Origin of the sequence: Pseudomonas sp. HY7a-MNA-CIBAN-0227 (genome assembly GCF_040310325.1) — a bacterium.
In the GTDB taxonomy this organism is placed as follows: domain Bacteria; phylum Pseudomonadota; class Gammaproteobacteria; order Pseudomonadales; family Pseudomonadaceae; genus Aquipseudomonas.
In genome coordinates, this window is record NZ_JBEOPT010000001.1 from 299935 (window position 1) to 315457 (window position 15523).

Genomic DNA, 15523 nt, shown 5'->3' on the forward strand with positions numbered 1-15523 from the left:
AGGCCTTTTGATGTTTCACTCACACGCCTTAAGGCTTATGCGCCCGCGACAGGAACTCGTGGGATTGCATTTCCAGCAAGCGGCTCAACGTCCGTTGGAATTCGAAGTTCAAGCGACCGCCGGTGTAGAGGTCCTTGAGTTCGACTTCGGCCGAGATGATCAGCTTGACGTTACGGTCGTAGAACTCGTCGACCATGTTGATAAAGCGTCGGGCAATGTCGTCGGTGGTGACGCTCATTTGCTCGACGCCGCTCAAGATCACGGCGTGGAAGATCTTGCCCAACTCGATGTAGTCGTTTTGGCTACGGGGGCCGTCGCACAGCTCGCGGAAGTCGAACCAGGCCACATCGTCGCATGTGCGCAGGGCACGAATTTCGCGATTTTCAATCATCAGTACGTCGTTCTCGACCGCCAGGGTGCATTCCGGCGTCAGAGCACGGAAGCTTTTGCGCAGGCTTTCCTGGGCTGCATCGTCAAGCGGAGAATGGAACAGCTCCGCTTGTTCGAGGTGGCGCAAACGATAGTCAACGCCACTGTCGACGTTGACAATGTCGGTGTTCTGCTTGATCAGCGCAATGGCCGGCAAGAAGCGCGCACGCTGCAGACCGTCCTTGTACAGGCCGTCAGGCACGATGTTCGAAGTGGCGACCAGGGTCACGCCGTTCTTGAACAGCTCTTCCATCAGCGTGCCGAGGATCATGGCGTCGGTGATATCAGAAACGAAAAACTCATCAAAACAGATCACCCGCGCCTCGTCGGAGAAGCGTTTGGCGATGATAGTCAGCGGGTTTTTCTCGCCCGGCAGGGTCCTCATCTCTTCGTGCACGCGCTTCATGAAGCGGTGGAAGTGAGTCCGAACCTTTTCCTTGAAGGGCAGCGCTTCGAAGAAAGTATCCACCAGGTAGGTCTTGCCACGGCCTACGCCGCCCCAGAAGTACAGGCCCTTGACCGGCGCGTGGTCTTTCTTGCCAAACAGCTTGCTGAACATCCCTGGCTTGTTCTCCGAGGCCTGGACCAGATCGTCGTACAAGCGCTGCAAATGACGCACCGCCGTTTCCTGGGAGGCGTCATGGAAGAATTCGGGGCGTTTCAGATCAGCTTGATATCGTTCTAGGGGCGTCATAATTCGTTAGCAAGGCAACAAAAACGGGCCGTCACTGTAACGACGGCCCCGGAGAATGGCAATCAACCCTTGGTCGGGTCAATCCTCGATAGGGGTCAACGCGATGCGCAAGGCTTCGATGGCGGCATCCCGCGACGCGGCATCGGGGAAGGCCGGGCTGTCAGCCACGCAGGCGTCTTCGAGCCACACGCTGAAGCTGGTGGCCTCGCTGCGCACGTCCAACGCTTCACCCGACTGCAGTTGCTTGGTCACCGCACCCGCCGCCTTGCCATCGGCAAAGTTGCGCGACAGCAACAGTTGCTCGCCATCGGCTGCCAGCAGACGGAAGCGAAAGCTACCGTCTTCGCGAAAACTGACGAAGCGTGCAGCTTTCACGGCTTTCTTCTTGGTGGTGGCGGCAACCGCGGCCTGGGCGACAAACGAACGCAGGCCTACAGCTTCACGCAGCTCACTGAGGAACGGCGCGGCCACGGAGCGGGCTTTCTTGGCGCCGATCAGCAGCAAGTCTTCCATGTCAGCAGGGCGGGACATCAACAGGTGGTAGCGCTCACGGGCTTCGCCCAACTGGCCGTCCAACAGCTGGAACAGACGGCTCTTCGCCTCGCCCCAGCCCAGGCCGTTGACCAACTCGTCACGGAACTCGCTTTCCTGGGCCTTGGTGGCAAACGCCTGATACAAGGTAAACAGGTGCGAATTATCCGGGTCCTTGGCTTCGCCGGGCGCGCGGGAGTCGGTGATGATCCGCGAGATGGCGTCCTTCATGTCCTTGGCGCTGGTGAACAACGGGATGGTGTTGTCGTAGCTTTTCGACATTTTTCGGCCATCCAGGCCCGGCAAGGTGGCGACGCTTTCTTCGATCAGCGCCTCCGGCATGGTGAAGAACTCCTTGCCATTGCCAAACAGGTGATTGAAGCGCTGGCCAATATCACGGGCCATTTCCACGTGCTGGATCTGGTCACGACCCACCGGCACCTTGTGGGCGTTGAACATCAGGATGTCCGCAGCCATCAGCACTGGGTAGCTATACAAACCCATGGTGATCCCGGCATCCGGGTCTTCACCGTTTTCCAGGTTCTTGTCCACCGAGGCCTTGTAGGCGTGGGCGCGGTTGAGCAGGCCCTTGGCCGCGACGCAGGTCAGCAGCCAGGTCAGCTCGGGAATTTCCGGGATGTCGGACTGACGGTAGAAAGTCACCCGGTTTACATCCAGGCCACCCGCCAGCCAGGTCGCGGCGATTTCCATACGCGAGCGTTGGATACGCTGCGGGTCATCGCATTTGATCAGGGCGTGGTAGTCGGCCAGGAAGTAGAAGGAGTCGGCGTTGGCGTCCTGGCTGGCAAGGATCGCCGGGCGGATGGCGCCGGCGTAGTTGCCTAGGTGTGGCGTGCCGGTGGTGGTAATGCCGGTGAGGATACGGGTACGAGTCGTCATGGGTAATCGCTTATCAGACTGCTATCAATTCGAAAGGCGCGGCAGGACCAGATCCTTGAGATCGGTCAGCTTGCCATGGAAAAAGTGTCCGCATTCTGCCACTTTCAGCAGCTCATGGGGGCGATTCAAGGCTGCTGACCAGTCGTAGACGGCCTGTGGATCGACCACTTCGTCGGTTTCCGGCTGGATCAGGGTCAATGGGCAGTTCTGTGGCAACACGTCCTGATCGCGTAGACGCATGACCGCTGCCGCCACCATGAACAAGTGCGCAAGTTTTTCGCCCTTGGCTTCCAGACGGCCACCGAGACTTGCTGCAACAAATCCGCCAAAGGAAAACCCCAGCAGAGTGATTGGCAGGTCGGGATGCTTTTCACGCAGCCAGGCGGCGGCCGCTTCGGCATCGTCCACTTCACCGGTGGCCATGTCGTGAGTCCCGGCGCTGGCGCCGACACCGCGATAATTGAAGCGCAAGGTGATCAACCCGGCATCGCGGGCGGTGCGTTGCAGGGTCGAAACCACTTTATTGAGCATGGTGCCGCCCTGCACCGGGTTAGGGTGGCAGATCAGCGCCAGGCCACGTGGCTCGGAGCGATCCAGATACAAGGCTTCCAATTGGCCTACCGGGCCATCGATCAAAACGGGGGTTTCACGCATCAGCAAGGAAGGAACTCCGTGACCTCTCAAAGGGTCGACTCGTCTAGCTAAAAGTCTGTGCATGGCATCATTGCGAGCTTAATCGCGGTATACAGCGCAGGTCCGAGCCGTTAACGTAAAGCAAAGCCGTTTATAGAGGAAGGACTCGTGGAACACTCGCTCTTAGTTTGGTTGTTGCCGACTCTTGCCCTGGTTGCCGGTGTCGCCATTGGATTCCTGGTTGCTCGCCTGCTGCCCAATGCGGCGCCTAACCGCACGCAGCGTCAGTTGGATGACATTCAGGAACGTTTTGACAGTTATCAGAATGAGGTGGTTACCCACTTCAATAGCACCGCGACCCTGGTAAAAAAGCTCACTCAGAGCTATCAGGAAGTGCAAGATCACCTCGCCGAGGGCGCCAACCGCCTGGCCCTGGACGACATCACTCGTCAGCGTCTGCTGGCCGCACTGCATCCCGATGCGGTGCAAGCACCACGGGAACGCCTGACCCCTCCACGGGAAAATCAGGAACCACCTCGGGACTACGCGCCAAAAACGCCGAATGCCCCTGGCATGCTGGATGAGCATTACGGCTTGAAGAAGTAAGTCATTTTCAAGCGATATAAAAAGCCCGGCTGATCGATGATCAGCCGGGCTTTTTGTTGGGCGTCTCAGACCGCCTGTTCTTGCAACTGCCCGCCTTCGATCCGCACATGCCGCCCATGGAAGCGCTTGAGGCTGCTGCGGTGGCCGACACTGACGATGCTCAACCCCGGCAACTGGTCGATCAACGCCTGATACAGCGCCGCCTCATCTTCCTCGTCCATCGCCGAAGTGGCCTCATCCATGTACAGCCATTGCGGCTCAAACAACAACGCCCGAGCAAACGCCAAACGCTGCTGCTCACCCGGCGAAAGCATGCGCTGCCAATGATTGGCCTCCTCCAGGCGAGGAATCAAATGCCCCAGGCGGCAGGTTTCCAGGACCTGTGCATAACGTTCAGCAGGATAGGCGCCGTCAGGCTGTGGATAACTCAACACCTCGCGCAAAGTGCCAATCGGTAGATACGGCTTTTGCGGCAGGAACAGATAGCGCTCGGCCGGCAGGCGAATATTGCCATGGCCGTTTGGCCACAGGTTGCCCATAGCCCGCAGCAAGGTACTTTTACCGCTGCCAGAACGACCGCTGAGCATCAGTCGATCGCCTGCCGTGACCGTCAAGTTGGCACCATCAAGCAAATGACGACCGTCCGCCAGATCCAGGCTCAGATTATTCATCTGCAAATCGCCGCCCTGGCGCTGTAACTCGATACCCATCACGCGCTCTTCGTTATCGTCCATGGCATGGCCGAAACTGAGCAGACGATCACATGTGGCACGCCAACTGGCCAGCACGGTGTACGCGTCGACAAACCAGCTCAGGCTGCCCTGCACACTGCCAAACGCCTGGGCGACCTGCATCAGCACGCCCAACTCGATTTTGCCGGCAAAGTAACGCGGCGCCGCCACCACGAAGGGAAAGATAATGGCGATCTGCGAATAACCGCTGGTGAAGAAACTCAGGCGCTTCTTGAGCTGCATGATGCTCCAGAAGTTGCTCCAGACCCGCCCGAAACGCGCGCTCAGTTGCTGGTGCTCATTGGGCTCGCCATTGAACAAGGCAATGCTTTCGGCGTTCTCGCGCACACGTACCAAACTGAAACGCAGGTCAGCCTCGAAGCGCTGCTGCCGGTTGCTCAAGCCAATCAGCCGTCGACCGATCAGGTGGGTCAACCAACTGCCTACCACCGCGTACACCAAGGCCGCCCAAAACATGTAACCGGGAATGGTGATACCCCACACCTCGATGCTGCCGGACACGCCCCACAAAATCACCGAAAACGACACCAGGCTCACCAGGTTGCTGATAAAACCCAGCCCCAGGCTCAGGGTGCTGCTGGTAAAGGCGTTGAGGTCTTCGGAGATACGCTGGTCGGGGTTATCGGTGTAACCGCCGTATTCCAGGTGATAGTAATTCTTCTGGCTCAACCATTTGGCGAAATAGGTTTCGGTAAGCCAGCGCCGCCAGCGGATGGTGAGCATTTGCTGCAGATAGGAAGTAAATACGCCGGTGACAATTGCCACTACAGCGATCACGCTGAAGTACATCAGCAGATGGGTGAAGGCGTCGTAGTCTTTCTTTTCCAGGGCATTGTAGAAGTCGCGGTTCCAACTGTTGAACCACACTGAGACCGCCACGCTGAACAGCGATAACCCCAACACCACCAGCAACAAGAGCCAGGCCTTGCCCTTCTCCTCACTGCGCCAGTAAGGGGTGATCAGTCGCCATACCCGCCGCAAGAATTGCCCAAGCACCGCATCGTTGACCGCAGAATACTCAGCGTTCTGATTCATCGTTCAGGCTCGACTGGAGAGAGAGGACAGGCGTTGAACCGATCATAGAGGATCGGCCCAGGACTCCGTGCTGCCTGAAGCGAGTTGTTCAGCCGCCGTTCAGCGTCGTACCGGACGCTTTTGCAGTTTGCGTTGCAGGGTGCGCCGATGCATGCCCAAGGCGCGGGCCGTGGCGGAGATATTGCCTTCGTGCTCGGTCAGTACCCGCTGGATGTGTTCCCACTGCAAGCGGTCCACCGACATCGGATTTTCCGGCACCAACGTGTCGAGGTCGGCGTGCTCGGAAAGCAAGGCGGCCAGCACGTCGTCAGCATCCGCTGGTTTGCACAGATAATTGCAGGCCCCGCGCTTGATGGCCTCCACGGCGGTGGCGATGCTGGAATACCCGGTGAGTATCAGCACGCGCATTTCCGGGTCCAGTTCCAGCAGCTTGGGCAACAGCACCAAGCCGGAGTCACCGTCCATTTTCAGGTCCAGAGCGGCATAGTCCGGCAGGTCCGCCGCGGCGATGGCCAGGCCTTCTTCGGCCGACCCCGCGGTGCTGACGCGAAAACCGCGCCGGCTCATGGCGCGGGCCATCACGCGGGTAAAGGTAGCGTCATCATCTACCAGCAACAGATGCGGCAGTTCTTCGCCTTCGACTTGAATCTCGTCACTCATTGGTGTCTCCTCGTGCGACACGGGGCAGGCGCAGCTCGGTGAGCGTGCCACCTTCCTCATGACTGTAGAGTTTCACTGAGCCACCAGCGCGGGTCACGCTGGCCTTGCTCAAAAATAGGCCCAGGCCGAAACCTTTGCCCTTGGTGGTAAAGAATGGCTTGCCAATCTGCTCGGCAATGGCCAGCGGCACACCGGCGCCGTGATCGCGAATGCTGATGGTGAGGTTTTCATAATCCCAGTCCAACTGCACTTCCAGCCCTTCCGGGCAGGCGTCGGCGGCATTGTTCAGCAAGTTCAATAACGCTTGGGTCAGGTCTGGCGGTGGCGCCATGCGTGGCACCGTGCCCTGCCCCAGCAAGTGGAAGCGATAACTGGCTTCGGGACGCATCAAGTGCCAGCGGTTCAGCGCTTCGTCCAGCCACTGGGTGACGTCTTGCATCTCCACCGCCAGGCGACGGTTGGCTTCGGCAGCGCGCACCAACTGCTGCAAGGTTTGCTTGCACAGTTTGACCTGGTCCTGCAGCACGCTCAGATCATCCTGCAACGCCGGGTCGTGATGATCCTGGCGCATCTCCTTGATCAATACGCTCATGGTGGCCAACGGCGTGCCCAACTCATGGGCCGCGCCGGCCGCCTGGGTGGCAACTGCCAGCAACTGCTGGTCACGCAGGCCTTCTTCGCGGCGAATGGCCCGCAGCTCTTCCTGACGGCGCAACTCTTCGGCCATGCGCGCGGCGAAGAACGTAATCACCGCCGCCGCCAAGGCAAAGCTCAGCCACATGCCGTAGACCTGCAGGTTTTCCCGGGCGATGGGGAACGTCTGCAACGGGTAGAACCGCGCCAGCAGCAGGGTGTAAAGCGTCAACGCAATGCCAGACAAAACTACCGAATAACGCCACGGCAAGGTCACGGCGGCGATGGTCAGCGGCACCAGGTAATAAGAGACAAAGGGGTTGGTGGAACCGCCGGAGAAATACAGCAGCACACTGTGGATAAACAGATCACACGCCAGTTGCAGGGCGTATTCCAGCTCGGTCACCGGCCACGTGGTGCGCAGGCGAATAGCGGTAAAGACGCACAGCACCGTGGAGACACCCAGGGTCACCGCCAGTTGCAGCCAAGGCAGCACCAGCAGGTCGAACCAATAGGCGAGCCCCACCGAACCGGCCTGTGCGGCCAGCACCAGAGTGCGGATAAACGTCAGGCGCCAGAGGTTCTGGCGAGTGGCGGAAGTTAGTTGTACGGGGGCGAGCATGAGCTCTCCTGATGAGCGCTCCAGGCGGATCGGATCGAGTATAAACGAAGCAACAGTACAGTCAGCGAGCGTGTGGCCCTTTGACGCAGATCATCTTTAACGAACGAGCCGGGTGAGTTGACCGTTCGTCGGCGCCCCTGAAAGTTGTAGAGAATGTGTAACCCGCTGAACCCGAACGGACCGTCTACAGTCTTACCGAATACGATCACCCCCCAAGGAGCTTCCATGTCACGTTTCACTCGCAGTGCCGCCGCTATTACCCTCAGCGCCAGCACCCTTGCCAGCCTGCCCGTACTGGCCGCCGATGAGCTGCATTACAACCAGATTTCCCTGCGTGCCGAAGTCAGCCAGGAAGTGGCCCGTGACCAGATGATCGTCACGCTCTACACCGAGTCGCAGAACACCGACCCGGGCAAGTTGGCCGCCGAAATCACCACCACCATGAACAAGGCGCTGGCCCAGGCGCGCGAAGTCAAAGGCGTCACCCTGCGTCAGGGCAGCCGCAACAGCTACCCAATCTACGACAACAAGAACCAGAAGATCACCGGCTGGCGTGAACGCGCCGAACTGCGCATGGAAAGTTCGGACTTTGCTGCCTTGTCGAAGCTGACCGGCGAGATGCTGACCAACCTGAAAATGGACAGCATGGACTTCGCCATCGCCAACCCGACCCGCAAGGCCAGCGAAGACGCCCTTCTGAAAGAAGCCGTTGCCGCGTTCAAGGCCCGTGCCCAACTGGCCACCGACGCACTGGGTGGCAAGGGCTACAAGATCGTCAACCTGAACTTCAACACCAATGGTTATCCACAACCGTATGCGCGTGGCGGCATGATGATGAAAGCAGCGGCCATGGATTCGGCGCCTACACCTGAAGTCGAGGCCGGCACCAGCCAGGTCAGCATGAGCGCGGATGGCGTGATCGAAGTCTCGATGCCTTGACCCCTACCTGATGAACCTGAACGGCGGTAACCTCGGTGACCGCCATTTTCGTTTGGGCAGTTTGTACCTGCCATTTCAGGGGTCTCCATGGAAAGAATCGCCTTTAAACCGCTGCTCCTCGCTGCCGGCCTGCTGGCGTTTATGCCAATGGCCCAAGCTGCAACCACCCTGGTGTACTGCTCCGAAGCCAGCCCCGCCGGCTTCGACCCCAGCCAATACACCAGCGGCACCGATTTCGATGCCTCCGCCGAAACCGTGTTCAACCGGCTTACCCAGTTCAAGCGCGGGGGTACGCAAGTCGAGCCAGGCCTGGCCACACGCTGGGACGTGTCCCCGGACGGGCTGACCTACACCTTCCACCTGCGCGAAGGAGTCAAGTTCCATACCACCGACTACTTCACCCCAACCCGCGACTTCAACGCTGACGATGTGCTGTTTACCTTCCAGCGGTTGCTGGATGCCGGCAGCCCGTTTCGCAAAGCCTATCCGTCTGAGTCGCCTTACTTCACCGACATGGGCCTGAACACCACCATCAAAAGTGTCGAAAAGCTCGATGAGCACACCGTGCGCTTCAGCCTCAACAACGTTGATGCCTCGTTCGTGCAGAACCTGGCCATGAGCTTCGCCTCGGTGCAGTCCGCCGAATACGCGGCGCAGTTGCTCAAGCAAGGCAAGGCCGCCGACATCAACCAGAAGCCCATCGGTACTGGGCCGTTTGTGTTCAAGCGCTACCAGAAGGATTCGCAGATTCGCTACAGCGCCAATAAGCAATATTGGAAGCCCGAGGATGTGAAGCTCGACAATCTGGTGTTCTCCATTACCCCGGATGCCGCCGTGCGCCTGCAGAAACTCAAGGCCGGCGAATGCCAGGTCAGCGGTTATCCACGCCCCTCCGATATCGAAGTGATGAAACAAGACCCCAGCTTGCGGGTACTTCAACAAGCGGGCTTCAACCTGGGTTTTCTTGCCTACAACGTGACCCATCCGCCCCTGGACCAGCTCAAGGTGCGCCAGGCACTGGACATGGCCATCGATAAACCAGCGATTATCAAGGCCGTCTACCAAAGCGCCGGACAATTGGCGCAGAACGCCCTGCCGCCTGCCCAGTGGTCTTATGACCCGTCTATCAAGGACGCGCCCTACGATCCAGCCAAGGCTCGCGCGCTACTAAAAGAAGCAGGGGTTGCACCTGGTACCACCATCAATTTGTGGGCGATGACTGTACAGCGAGCCTCCAACCCGAATGCGCGGATGTCGGCACAGATGATCCAACAGGATTGGGCCAAGGTCGGGATCACCGCCAATATCGTCAGCTATGAATGGGGCGAGTACATCAAACGGGCAAAAAACGGCGAGCACGACGTGATGATCTACGGCTGGACCGGCGACAATGGTGACCCGGATAACTGGCTCGGCGTGCTCTACAGTTGTGCTGCGGTCAAGGGAAGCAACTACGCAAAATGGTGTAACCCGCAGTACGACAAACTGGTGCAGAAGGCCAAGGTCAGCAGTGACCGTGACGAGCGCATCAAGTGGTATCAACAAGCGCAGAAAATACTTAAAGAACAAGTACCTATAACACCTATCGCAAACTCGACGGTTTTCCAGCCCCTTCGAAAGGAAGTCCTGGATTTCAAGATCAGTCCGTTTGGCCTGACGCCTTTCTACGGTGTGGGTTTAAATAAGTAACAGCCATGCTCCAATCGGGTGCGCCAGACGCCTCGATTGGGCCTATTTGGTGCGCCTAACGCACCGAAAAAACCCCTCCAACATGCCGAAACGTGTCAAGACTTACATCAATGCGACATTCCTGTACGCTCGTACCACTCTTTAGCCCTTGTAGCCTCTCTGCATCTTGCATTGGGTATGGGCCCTGCGTAAGTATCCGCAGGTCGACTCACGAGGTCGCCCTCACTACCAAAAATGACAACAAATCATGAGGCCAACATGCTTAAACACGCAGTCATTCCGTTTTTAGTCAGCGCCGGTTTAATGGCCGCTGCACCTTTCGCCCAAGCGGCGACTAACCTGGTGTTCTGCTCCGAAGGGAGCCCGGCCGGTTTTGATCCAGGCCAGTACACCACCGGAACAGACTTCGATGCCTCGGCCGAAACCATGTTCAACCGCCTGACCCAGTTTGAGCGCGGCGGCACCGCCGTTGTTCCTGGTCTGGCCACCACTTGGGACGTTTCCCCGGATGGTCTGACTTATACCTTCCACCTTCGCGAAGGCGTCAAGTTCCATACCACCTCGTACTTCAAGCCAACTCGTGAGTTCACGGCTGACGACGTACTGTTCACGTTCAACCGGATGATCAACAAGGATGATCCGTTCCGTAAAGCCTACCCCACCGAGTTCCCGTACTTCACGGACATGGGGATGGACACCAACATCAAGAACATCGAGAAAGTCGATGACCACACCGTCAAGTTCACCCTTGGCACCGTGGACGCGGCTTTCATCCAGAACCTGGCCATGAGCTTCGCCTCCGTACAGTCGGCAGAATACGCCGCCCAACTATTGAAGGAAGGCAAGGCCCAGGACATCAACCAGAAGCCAGTCGGCACTGGTCCGTTCGTGTTCAAGAGTTACCAGAAAGACTCCAACATCCGCTACACCGGCAACAAGGACTACTGGAAGCCTGAAGACGTCAAGATCGACAACCTGATCTTCGCCATCACCACCGACCCGTCGGTGCGCATCCAGAAGCTCAAGAAAAATGAATGCCAGGTCACCCTCTTCCCGCGTCCGGCCGACCTCAAGGCTCTGGGCGAAGACAAGTTCTTGAAACTGCCGCACCAGGCCGGTTTCAACCTGGGCTACATCGCCTACAACGTCATGCCGGTGCTCAAGGGCCAGACTGACCAGAACCCACTGGCCAACCTGAAAGTCCGTCAGGCCATGGACATGTCGGTCAACAAGCAGCAAATCATCGACTCCGTGTACCAGGGCGCAGGCCAACTGGCGGTCAACGCCATGCCGCCAACCCAATGGTCCTATGACGACACCATCAAGGACGCCAAGTACGACCCTGAGAAAGCCAAGGCGCTGCTCAAGGAAGCCGGCGTCAAGGAAGGCACCGCCATTACCCTGTGGGCCATGCCGGTCCAGCGTCCGTACAACCCGAACGCCAAGCTGATGGCTGAAATGCTACAGAGCGACTGGGCCAAGATCGGCCTGAAGGTCAACATCGTCAGCTACGAATGGGGCGAGTACATCAAGCGTTCCAAAGGCGGCGAGAACCAGGCCATGATCATTGGCTGGAGCGGCGACAATGGTGACCCGGACAACTGGCTGAACGTGCTGTTCGGCTGCGATTCCCTGGCCGGCAACAACTTCTCCAAATGGTGCGACAAGAAATTTGACGGCATCGTCAAGGAAGCCAAGTCCACTTCCGACGTCGCCAAGCGCACCGAACTGTACAAGCAGGCGCAGCACATCCTCAAAGATGCAGTCCCGATGACACCTATCGCGCACTCGACGGTGTATCAACCCATGCGCACCACCGTGCAGGATTTCAAGATCAGCCCATTTGGCTTGAATTCCTTCTACGGGGTGAGCATCAGCAAGTAAGGAGCTCTGGCGGCGACGTTGCATAACGTCGCCGTTATTGCATCCGCCAAGACCGCTGAAATGGAACTACAAACGCACTCGCCGCCGTCCTACGGCATCGAACTGCGAATGTACCGTCCCATTCCTACAAGGTCTGTCAGGTTTGCCGCATTTACTGCTCAACTGCCGACCCATAACGTCGCGCAAGGGCAGAGGCGTAGTACCTGTAGGGCAGCTGCTGAACGAAGATCAGTGTTGTTTCCATGTCCTGACGGGCACGGCAATTGCTCACTGACGACAACAATAAACAAGGATTAGGGACCGTCATGCGCCATACAACCGTTCTATCCGCAATATTGGGTACCAGCCTGTTGGCCATCGCCTCGATGGGCCAGGCCGCCGACAAGAAGAGCCTAGTGTTTTGCTCCGAAGGCAGCCCGGCCGGGTTTGATACCGCGCAATACACCACCGCCACGGACAACGATGCCGCCGAACCGCTTTACAACCGCTTGGCCGAGTTCGAGAAAGGCGCCACCAACGTAGTACCGGGGCTGGCAACCAAGTGGGATATTTCGCCGGACGGCCTTACCTACACCTTCCATCTGCGTGAAGGCGTCAAGTTCCACAGCAACAAGGACTTCAAGCCGACGCGTGACTTCAACGCCGACGACGTGCTGTTCACCTTCAATCGCATGCTTGACCCCGAATACCCGTTCCGCAAGGCCTACCCCACCGAGTTTCCGTACTTCAACGGGATGAGCCTGAACAAGAACATCGCCAAGGTCGAGAAAACCGACCCGCTGACCGTGGTCATGACCCTGAATACGGTAGACGCCGCGTTTATCCAGAACATCGCCATGAGTTTCGCCTCGATCCTCTCGGCCGAATACGCCGACCATTTGCTCAAGATCGGCAAGCCCAGCGAGATCAACCAGAAGCCGATCGGCACCGGGCCGTTCGTGTTCCAGCGCTATCAAAAAGACTCGCAGATCCGCTACACCGGCAACAAACAGTACTGGGACCCGAGCCGGGTCAAGCTCGACCAACTGATTTTCGCCATCAACACCGATGCGTCGGTGCGGGTGCAAAAACTCAAGGCCAACGAATGCCAGATCACTCTGCATCCGCGGCCAGCCGACGTAGACGCCCTCAAGGCCGACCCGAAACTGCAACTGCTGACCAAACCTGGCTTCAACCTCGGCTACATCGCCTATAACGTGCAGCACAAGCCTTTCGACCAACTCGAAGTACGCCAGGCCATGGACATGGCGGTGAACAAGCAGAGCATTCTCAATGCGGTGTACCAGGGCGCAGGCCAACTGGCCGTCAATGCCATGCCGCCGACCCAATGGTCCTACGACGACACCATCAAGGACGCCGCCTACAACCCGGAAAAAGCCAAGGAGTTGCTCAAGGCCGCCGGCGTCAAGGAAGGCACCGAGATCACCCTATGGGCGATGCCAGTGCAACGCCCGTACAACCCCAACGCCAAGCTGATGGCAGAAATGCTGCAGAGTGACTGGGCGAAGATCGGCCTCAAGGTCAAGATCGTCAGCTATGAATGGGGCGAGTACATCAAGCGCACCAAGAATGGCGAACACGATGTCAGCCTGATTGGCTGGACCGGCGACAACGGTGACCCGGACAACTGGCTGGGCACCCTCTACAGCTGTGACGCCATCGGCGGGAACAACTACTCCATGTGGTGTGACCCGGCGTACGACAAGCTGATCAAGCAAGCCAAGGTCGTTACCGACCGCGAACAAAGGACTGTTCTGTACAAACAGGCGCAGCAACTGCTTAAAGCACAGGTGCCGATCACGCCAGTCGCCCACTCGACGGTCAACCAGCCGTTAAGCGCCAAAGTTGAAGGTTTCAAGGTGAGCCCCTTCGGCCGCAACGTGTTCTCGGGCGTCAGCATTACCCCATAAGAAACTAACCGGATTGTGGAGAGCGAAAGTGGCTCTCCAGCAAACGTGCAGCCTGAATTCGGGTTTTTCCCTTCGGCAAACGTTTGCAAGGCTTGAACGAGTTCCACACCCAATAGCCGGTTCACCTAAAAAGACCGGCATCAAAAAAAGAGAACCAAAGGAGCTTCACCCATGAAACTGAGCAGCACCGCGCTACTGGCCCTGGCCATCAGCAGCATCACGGCCACGGCCACGGCCTACGCTGAACCTGTAAGCCAGGACTTCGTTCCAACCACACTGGCCGGCACCAGCGCCCAAAGCGAGGCCAAAGGCTTTGTCGAAGACTTCAGCCTGGGCGGCAGCACGCGCAACTGGTACTCCAACGAGCACAAATACCGTGGGGGCATCTTCGAATACCAGAAGCATGGTCAAACCCTGACCGACCGTAACCGTACTAACTGGGTACAGGGCACCATCATCAACGCCAGCTCGGGTTTCACCCAGGGCACTGTAGGCGTCAAAACCGAATTGGCCGTCTACAACGCGCTGGTCTTGGACCGCAGCAAGCGTGACATCAAGGGCGGTTCCAACCGTACCCTGGCTGACTCCGACGGCAACGCCGTAGACCAGTGGAGCAAACTGGGCCTGGCCAACGTGCAGTTCCGTGTGTCCAACACCACGCTGACCGCCGGTCGCCAGAACTTCAGCAGCGGCATCGTCGACACCATCGGCAACCGTGCGCTGCCTTCGAGCTTCGAAGGTGTGAGCTTCAACAGCGAAGAGTTCAGCAACCTGTCGTTCCAGGGCGGCGTGTTTGACCGCGTATCGCCACGTACCGAACAGAGCCTGTCGAAATTCCGTACCGAATACGGCAATGGCGCAGAAAGCGACAAGGTCTACACCTTGGGTGCCAACTACCAGCCACTGAAAAGCCTGAAAACCAGCTTCTTCGCCGCCAACGTGAAGGACTTCTGGAACCAGTACTACTTCGGCGCAACCCACGAGTTGGGGGACGCTCAGCAACTGGCGCTGACCACCGGTTTCAATTACTACAAAACCGTCGATGAAGGCAAAAAAGAGATGGGGGAAATCGACAACGATACCTTCTCCCTGTCCCTGGGCCTGGCTCACCAGGCTCACAGCCTGACCTTCTCCTACCAGCAAGTGAACGGTAACGAGTACTTCGACTACCTGCACGAAACCAACGGCATCTACCTGGCCAACTCCCTGACGTCCGACTTCAACGGTCCGAACGAGAAATCCTTCCAGATTGCCTACGGTATCAACATGGCCGAATACGGCGTGCCAGGCCTGAAATTCAACGCCTACTCAGCACGCGGCTGGGACATCGACGGCACCCACTACACCGGCAACGGTGGCCGGGCCAAATTCGCCTACGACGGTATCCAGAAGCAAGACGGCGAGAAACACCAGGAATACGGTGTAGGCGCCTCTTACGCCATTCAGAGCGGCGCGCTCAAGGCCACTACTGTGCGTGCGACCTACGTTGAGCACCGCGGCAGCGAGTTCCAGTCCGACGGCAGCATCAAAGAGTTCCGTCTGGTCACCACCATCCCGTTCAACATTCTCTAATTAGCACCAGGTCGACGGCGGGCTCACGAAGAGC

At 58.2% G+C, this 15523-nt stretch carries 12 protein-coding genes; 6 read left to right on the plus strand and 6 right to left on the minus strand.

The features are described 5' to 3' along the window. Window positions 1-28: 28 nt before the first annotated feature. The 3 genes from zapE to AAEZ06_RS01430 all read right to left on the minus strand — a co-directional run bounded on the left by zapE (window position 29) and on the right by AAEZ06_RS01430 (window position 3208). Window positions 29-1123 carry a cell division protein ZapE gene (gene zapE, locus AAEZ06_RS01420; RefSeq protein WP_149410854.1) on the minus strand — a complete coding sequence of 365 codons (1095 nt, stop codon included), beginning with the start codon at window positions 1121-1123 and terminating at the stop codon, window positions 29-31. Window positions 1124-1201: 78 nt separating this feature from the next. Continuing rightward, window positions 1202-2554: a tryptophan--tRNA ligase gene (locus tag AAEZ06_RS01425; RefSeq protein ID WP_350612543.1), complete on the minus strand. Its 1353-nt coding sequence runs from the start codon at window positions 2552-2554 to the stop codon at window positions 1202-1204. 24 nt (window positions 2555-2578) lie between these two features. After that, window positions 2579-3208, minus strand: coding sequence for an alpha/beta hydrolase (locus AAEZ06_RS01430; RefSeq protein WP_350612759.1), 630 nt, complete (start codon window positions 3206-3208; stop codon window positions 2579-2581). Between the two features lie 147 nt (window positions 3209-3355). On the opposite strand from AAEZ06_RS01430, the gene AAEZ06_RS01435 reads away from it, so the two are divergent. Beyond that, a complete protein-coding gene (locus AAEZ06_RS01435) occupies window positions 3356-3793 on the plus strand; it encodes a Z-ring associated ZapG family protein (protein ID WP_133099918.1) in 438 nt (145 codons plus the stop codon). Window positions 3794-3858: 65 nt separating this feature from the next. On the opposite strand, the gene AAEZ06_RS01440 is transcribed toward AAEZ06_RS01435, so the two are convergent. The 3 genes from AAEZ06_RS01440 to AAEZ06_RS01450 form a co-directional block, all read right to left on the minus strand. After that, on the minus strand, window positions 3859-5580 hold the full coding sequence (locus AAEZ06_RS01440) for an ABC transporter ATP-binding protein/permease (protein WP_350612545.1): 1722 nt from the start codon (window positions 5578-5580) through the stop codon (window positions 3859-3861). Window positions 5581-5679: 99 nt separating this feature from the next. After that, entirely contained in the window at window positions 5680-6240 is a 561-nt protein-coding gene (locus AAEZ06_RS01445) for a response regulator transcription factor (protein WP_133099920.1), read from the minus strand. Continuing rightward, complete coding sequence (locus AAEZ06_RS01450) at window positions 6233-7495, minus strand: ATP-binding protein (RefSeq protein ID WP_149410851.1); 1263 nt, start codon at window positions 7493-7495, stop codon at window positions 6233-6235. Before AAEZ06_RS01450 ends, AAEZ06_RS01445 begins: the two co-directional genes overlap by 8 nt. A 225-nt stretch (window positions 7496-7720) precedes the next feature. Here AAEZ06_RS01450 and AAEZ06_RS01455 point away from each other — a divergent pair, with 225 nt between their 5' ends. From AAEZ06_RS01455 to AAEZ06_RS01475, 5 genes are all read left to right on the plus strand, one after another. Beyond that, window positions 7721-8434, plus strand: coding sequence for an SIMPL domain-containing protein (locus tag AAEZ06_RS01455; protein WP_149410850.1), 714 nt, complete (start codon window positions 7721-7723; stop codon window positions 8432-8434). A gap of 87 nt (window positions 8435-8521) precedes the next feature. Then, complete coding sequence (locus AAEZ06_RS01460; RefSeq protein WP_149410849.1) at window positions 8522-10123, plus strand: ABC transporter substrate-binding protein; 1602 nt, start codon at window positions 8522-8524, stop codon at window positions 10121-10123. A gap of 258 nt (window positions 10124-10381) precedes the next feature. Further along, window positions 10382-12007: an ABC transporter substrate-binding protein gene (locus AAEZ06_RS01465; RefSeq protein WP_149410848.1), complete on the plus strand. Its 1626-nt coding sequence runs from the start codon at window positions 10382-10384 to the stop codon at window positions 12005-12007. A gap of 305 nt (window positions 12008-12312) precedes the next feature. Continuing rightward, window positions 12313-13917 carry an ABC transporter substrate-binding protein gene (locus AAEZ06_RS01470; RefSeq protein WP_149410847.1) on the plus strand — a complete coding sequence of 535 codons (1605 nt, stop codon included), beginning with the start codon at window positions 12313-12315 and terminating at the stop codon, window positions 13915-13917. 171 nt (window positions 13918-14088) lie between these two features. Continuing rightward, on the plus strand, window positions 14089-15489 hold the full coding sequence (locus AAEZ06_RS01475) for an OprD family outer membrane porin (protein WP_350612549.1): 1401 nt from the start codon (window positions 14089-14091) through the stop codon (window positions 15487-15489). The last annotated feature ends 34 nt before the right edge of the window (window positions 15490-15523 follow it).

Bases quoted from the DNA above. Each gene is read 5' to 3' on its own strand.
- AAEZ06_RS01475 (WP_350612549.1), top strand. From the start codon at position 14,089: ATGAAACTGAGCAGCACCGCGCTACTGGCCCTGGCCATCAGCAGCATC.
- AAEZ06_RS01455 (WP_149410850.1), top strand. From the start codon at position 7,721: ATGTCACGTTTCACTCGCAGTGCCGCCGCTATTACCCTCAGCGCCAGC.
- AAEZ06_RS01440 (WP_350612545.1), bottom strand. From the start codon at position 5,580: ATGAATCAGAACGCTGAGTATTCTGCGGTCAACGATGCGGTGCTTGGG.
- AAEZ06_RS01460 (WP_149410849.1), top strand. From the start codon at position 8,522: ATGGAAAGAATCGCCTTTAAACCGCTGCTCCTCGCTGCCGGCCTGCTG.
- AAEZ06_RS01445 (WP_133099920.1), bottom strand. From the start codon at position 6,240: ATGAGTGACGAGATTCAAGTCGAAGGCGAAGAACTGCCGCATCTGTTG.
- zapE (WP_149410854.1), bottom strand. From the start codon at position 1,123: ATGACGCCCCTAGAACGATATCAAGCTGATCTGAAACGCCCCGAATTC.
- AAEZ06_RS01425 (WP_350612543.1), bottom strand. From the start codon at position 2,554: ATGACGACTCGTACCCGTATCCTCACCGGCATTACCACCACCGGCACG.
- AAEZ06_RS01430 (WP_350612759.1), bottom strand. From the start codon at position 3,208: ATGCGTGAAACCCCCGTTTTGATCGATGGCCCGGTAGGCCAATTGGAA.
- AAEZ06_RS01450 (WP_149410851.1), bottom strand. From the start codon at position 7,495: ATGCTCGCCCCCGTACAACTAACTTCCGCCACTCGCCAGAACCTCTGG.
- AAEZ06_RS01465 (WP_149410848.1), top strand. From the start codon at position 10,382: ATGCTTAAACACGCAGTCATTCCGTTTTTAGTCAGCGCCGGTTTAATG.
- AAEZ06_RS01470 (WP_149410847.1), top strand. From the start codon at position 12,313: ATGCGCCATACAACCGTTCTATCCGCAATATTGGGTACCAGCCTGTTG.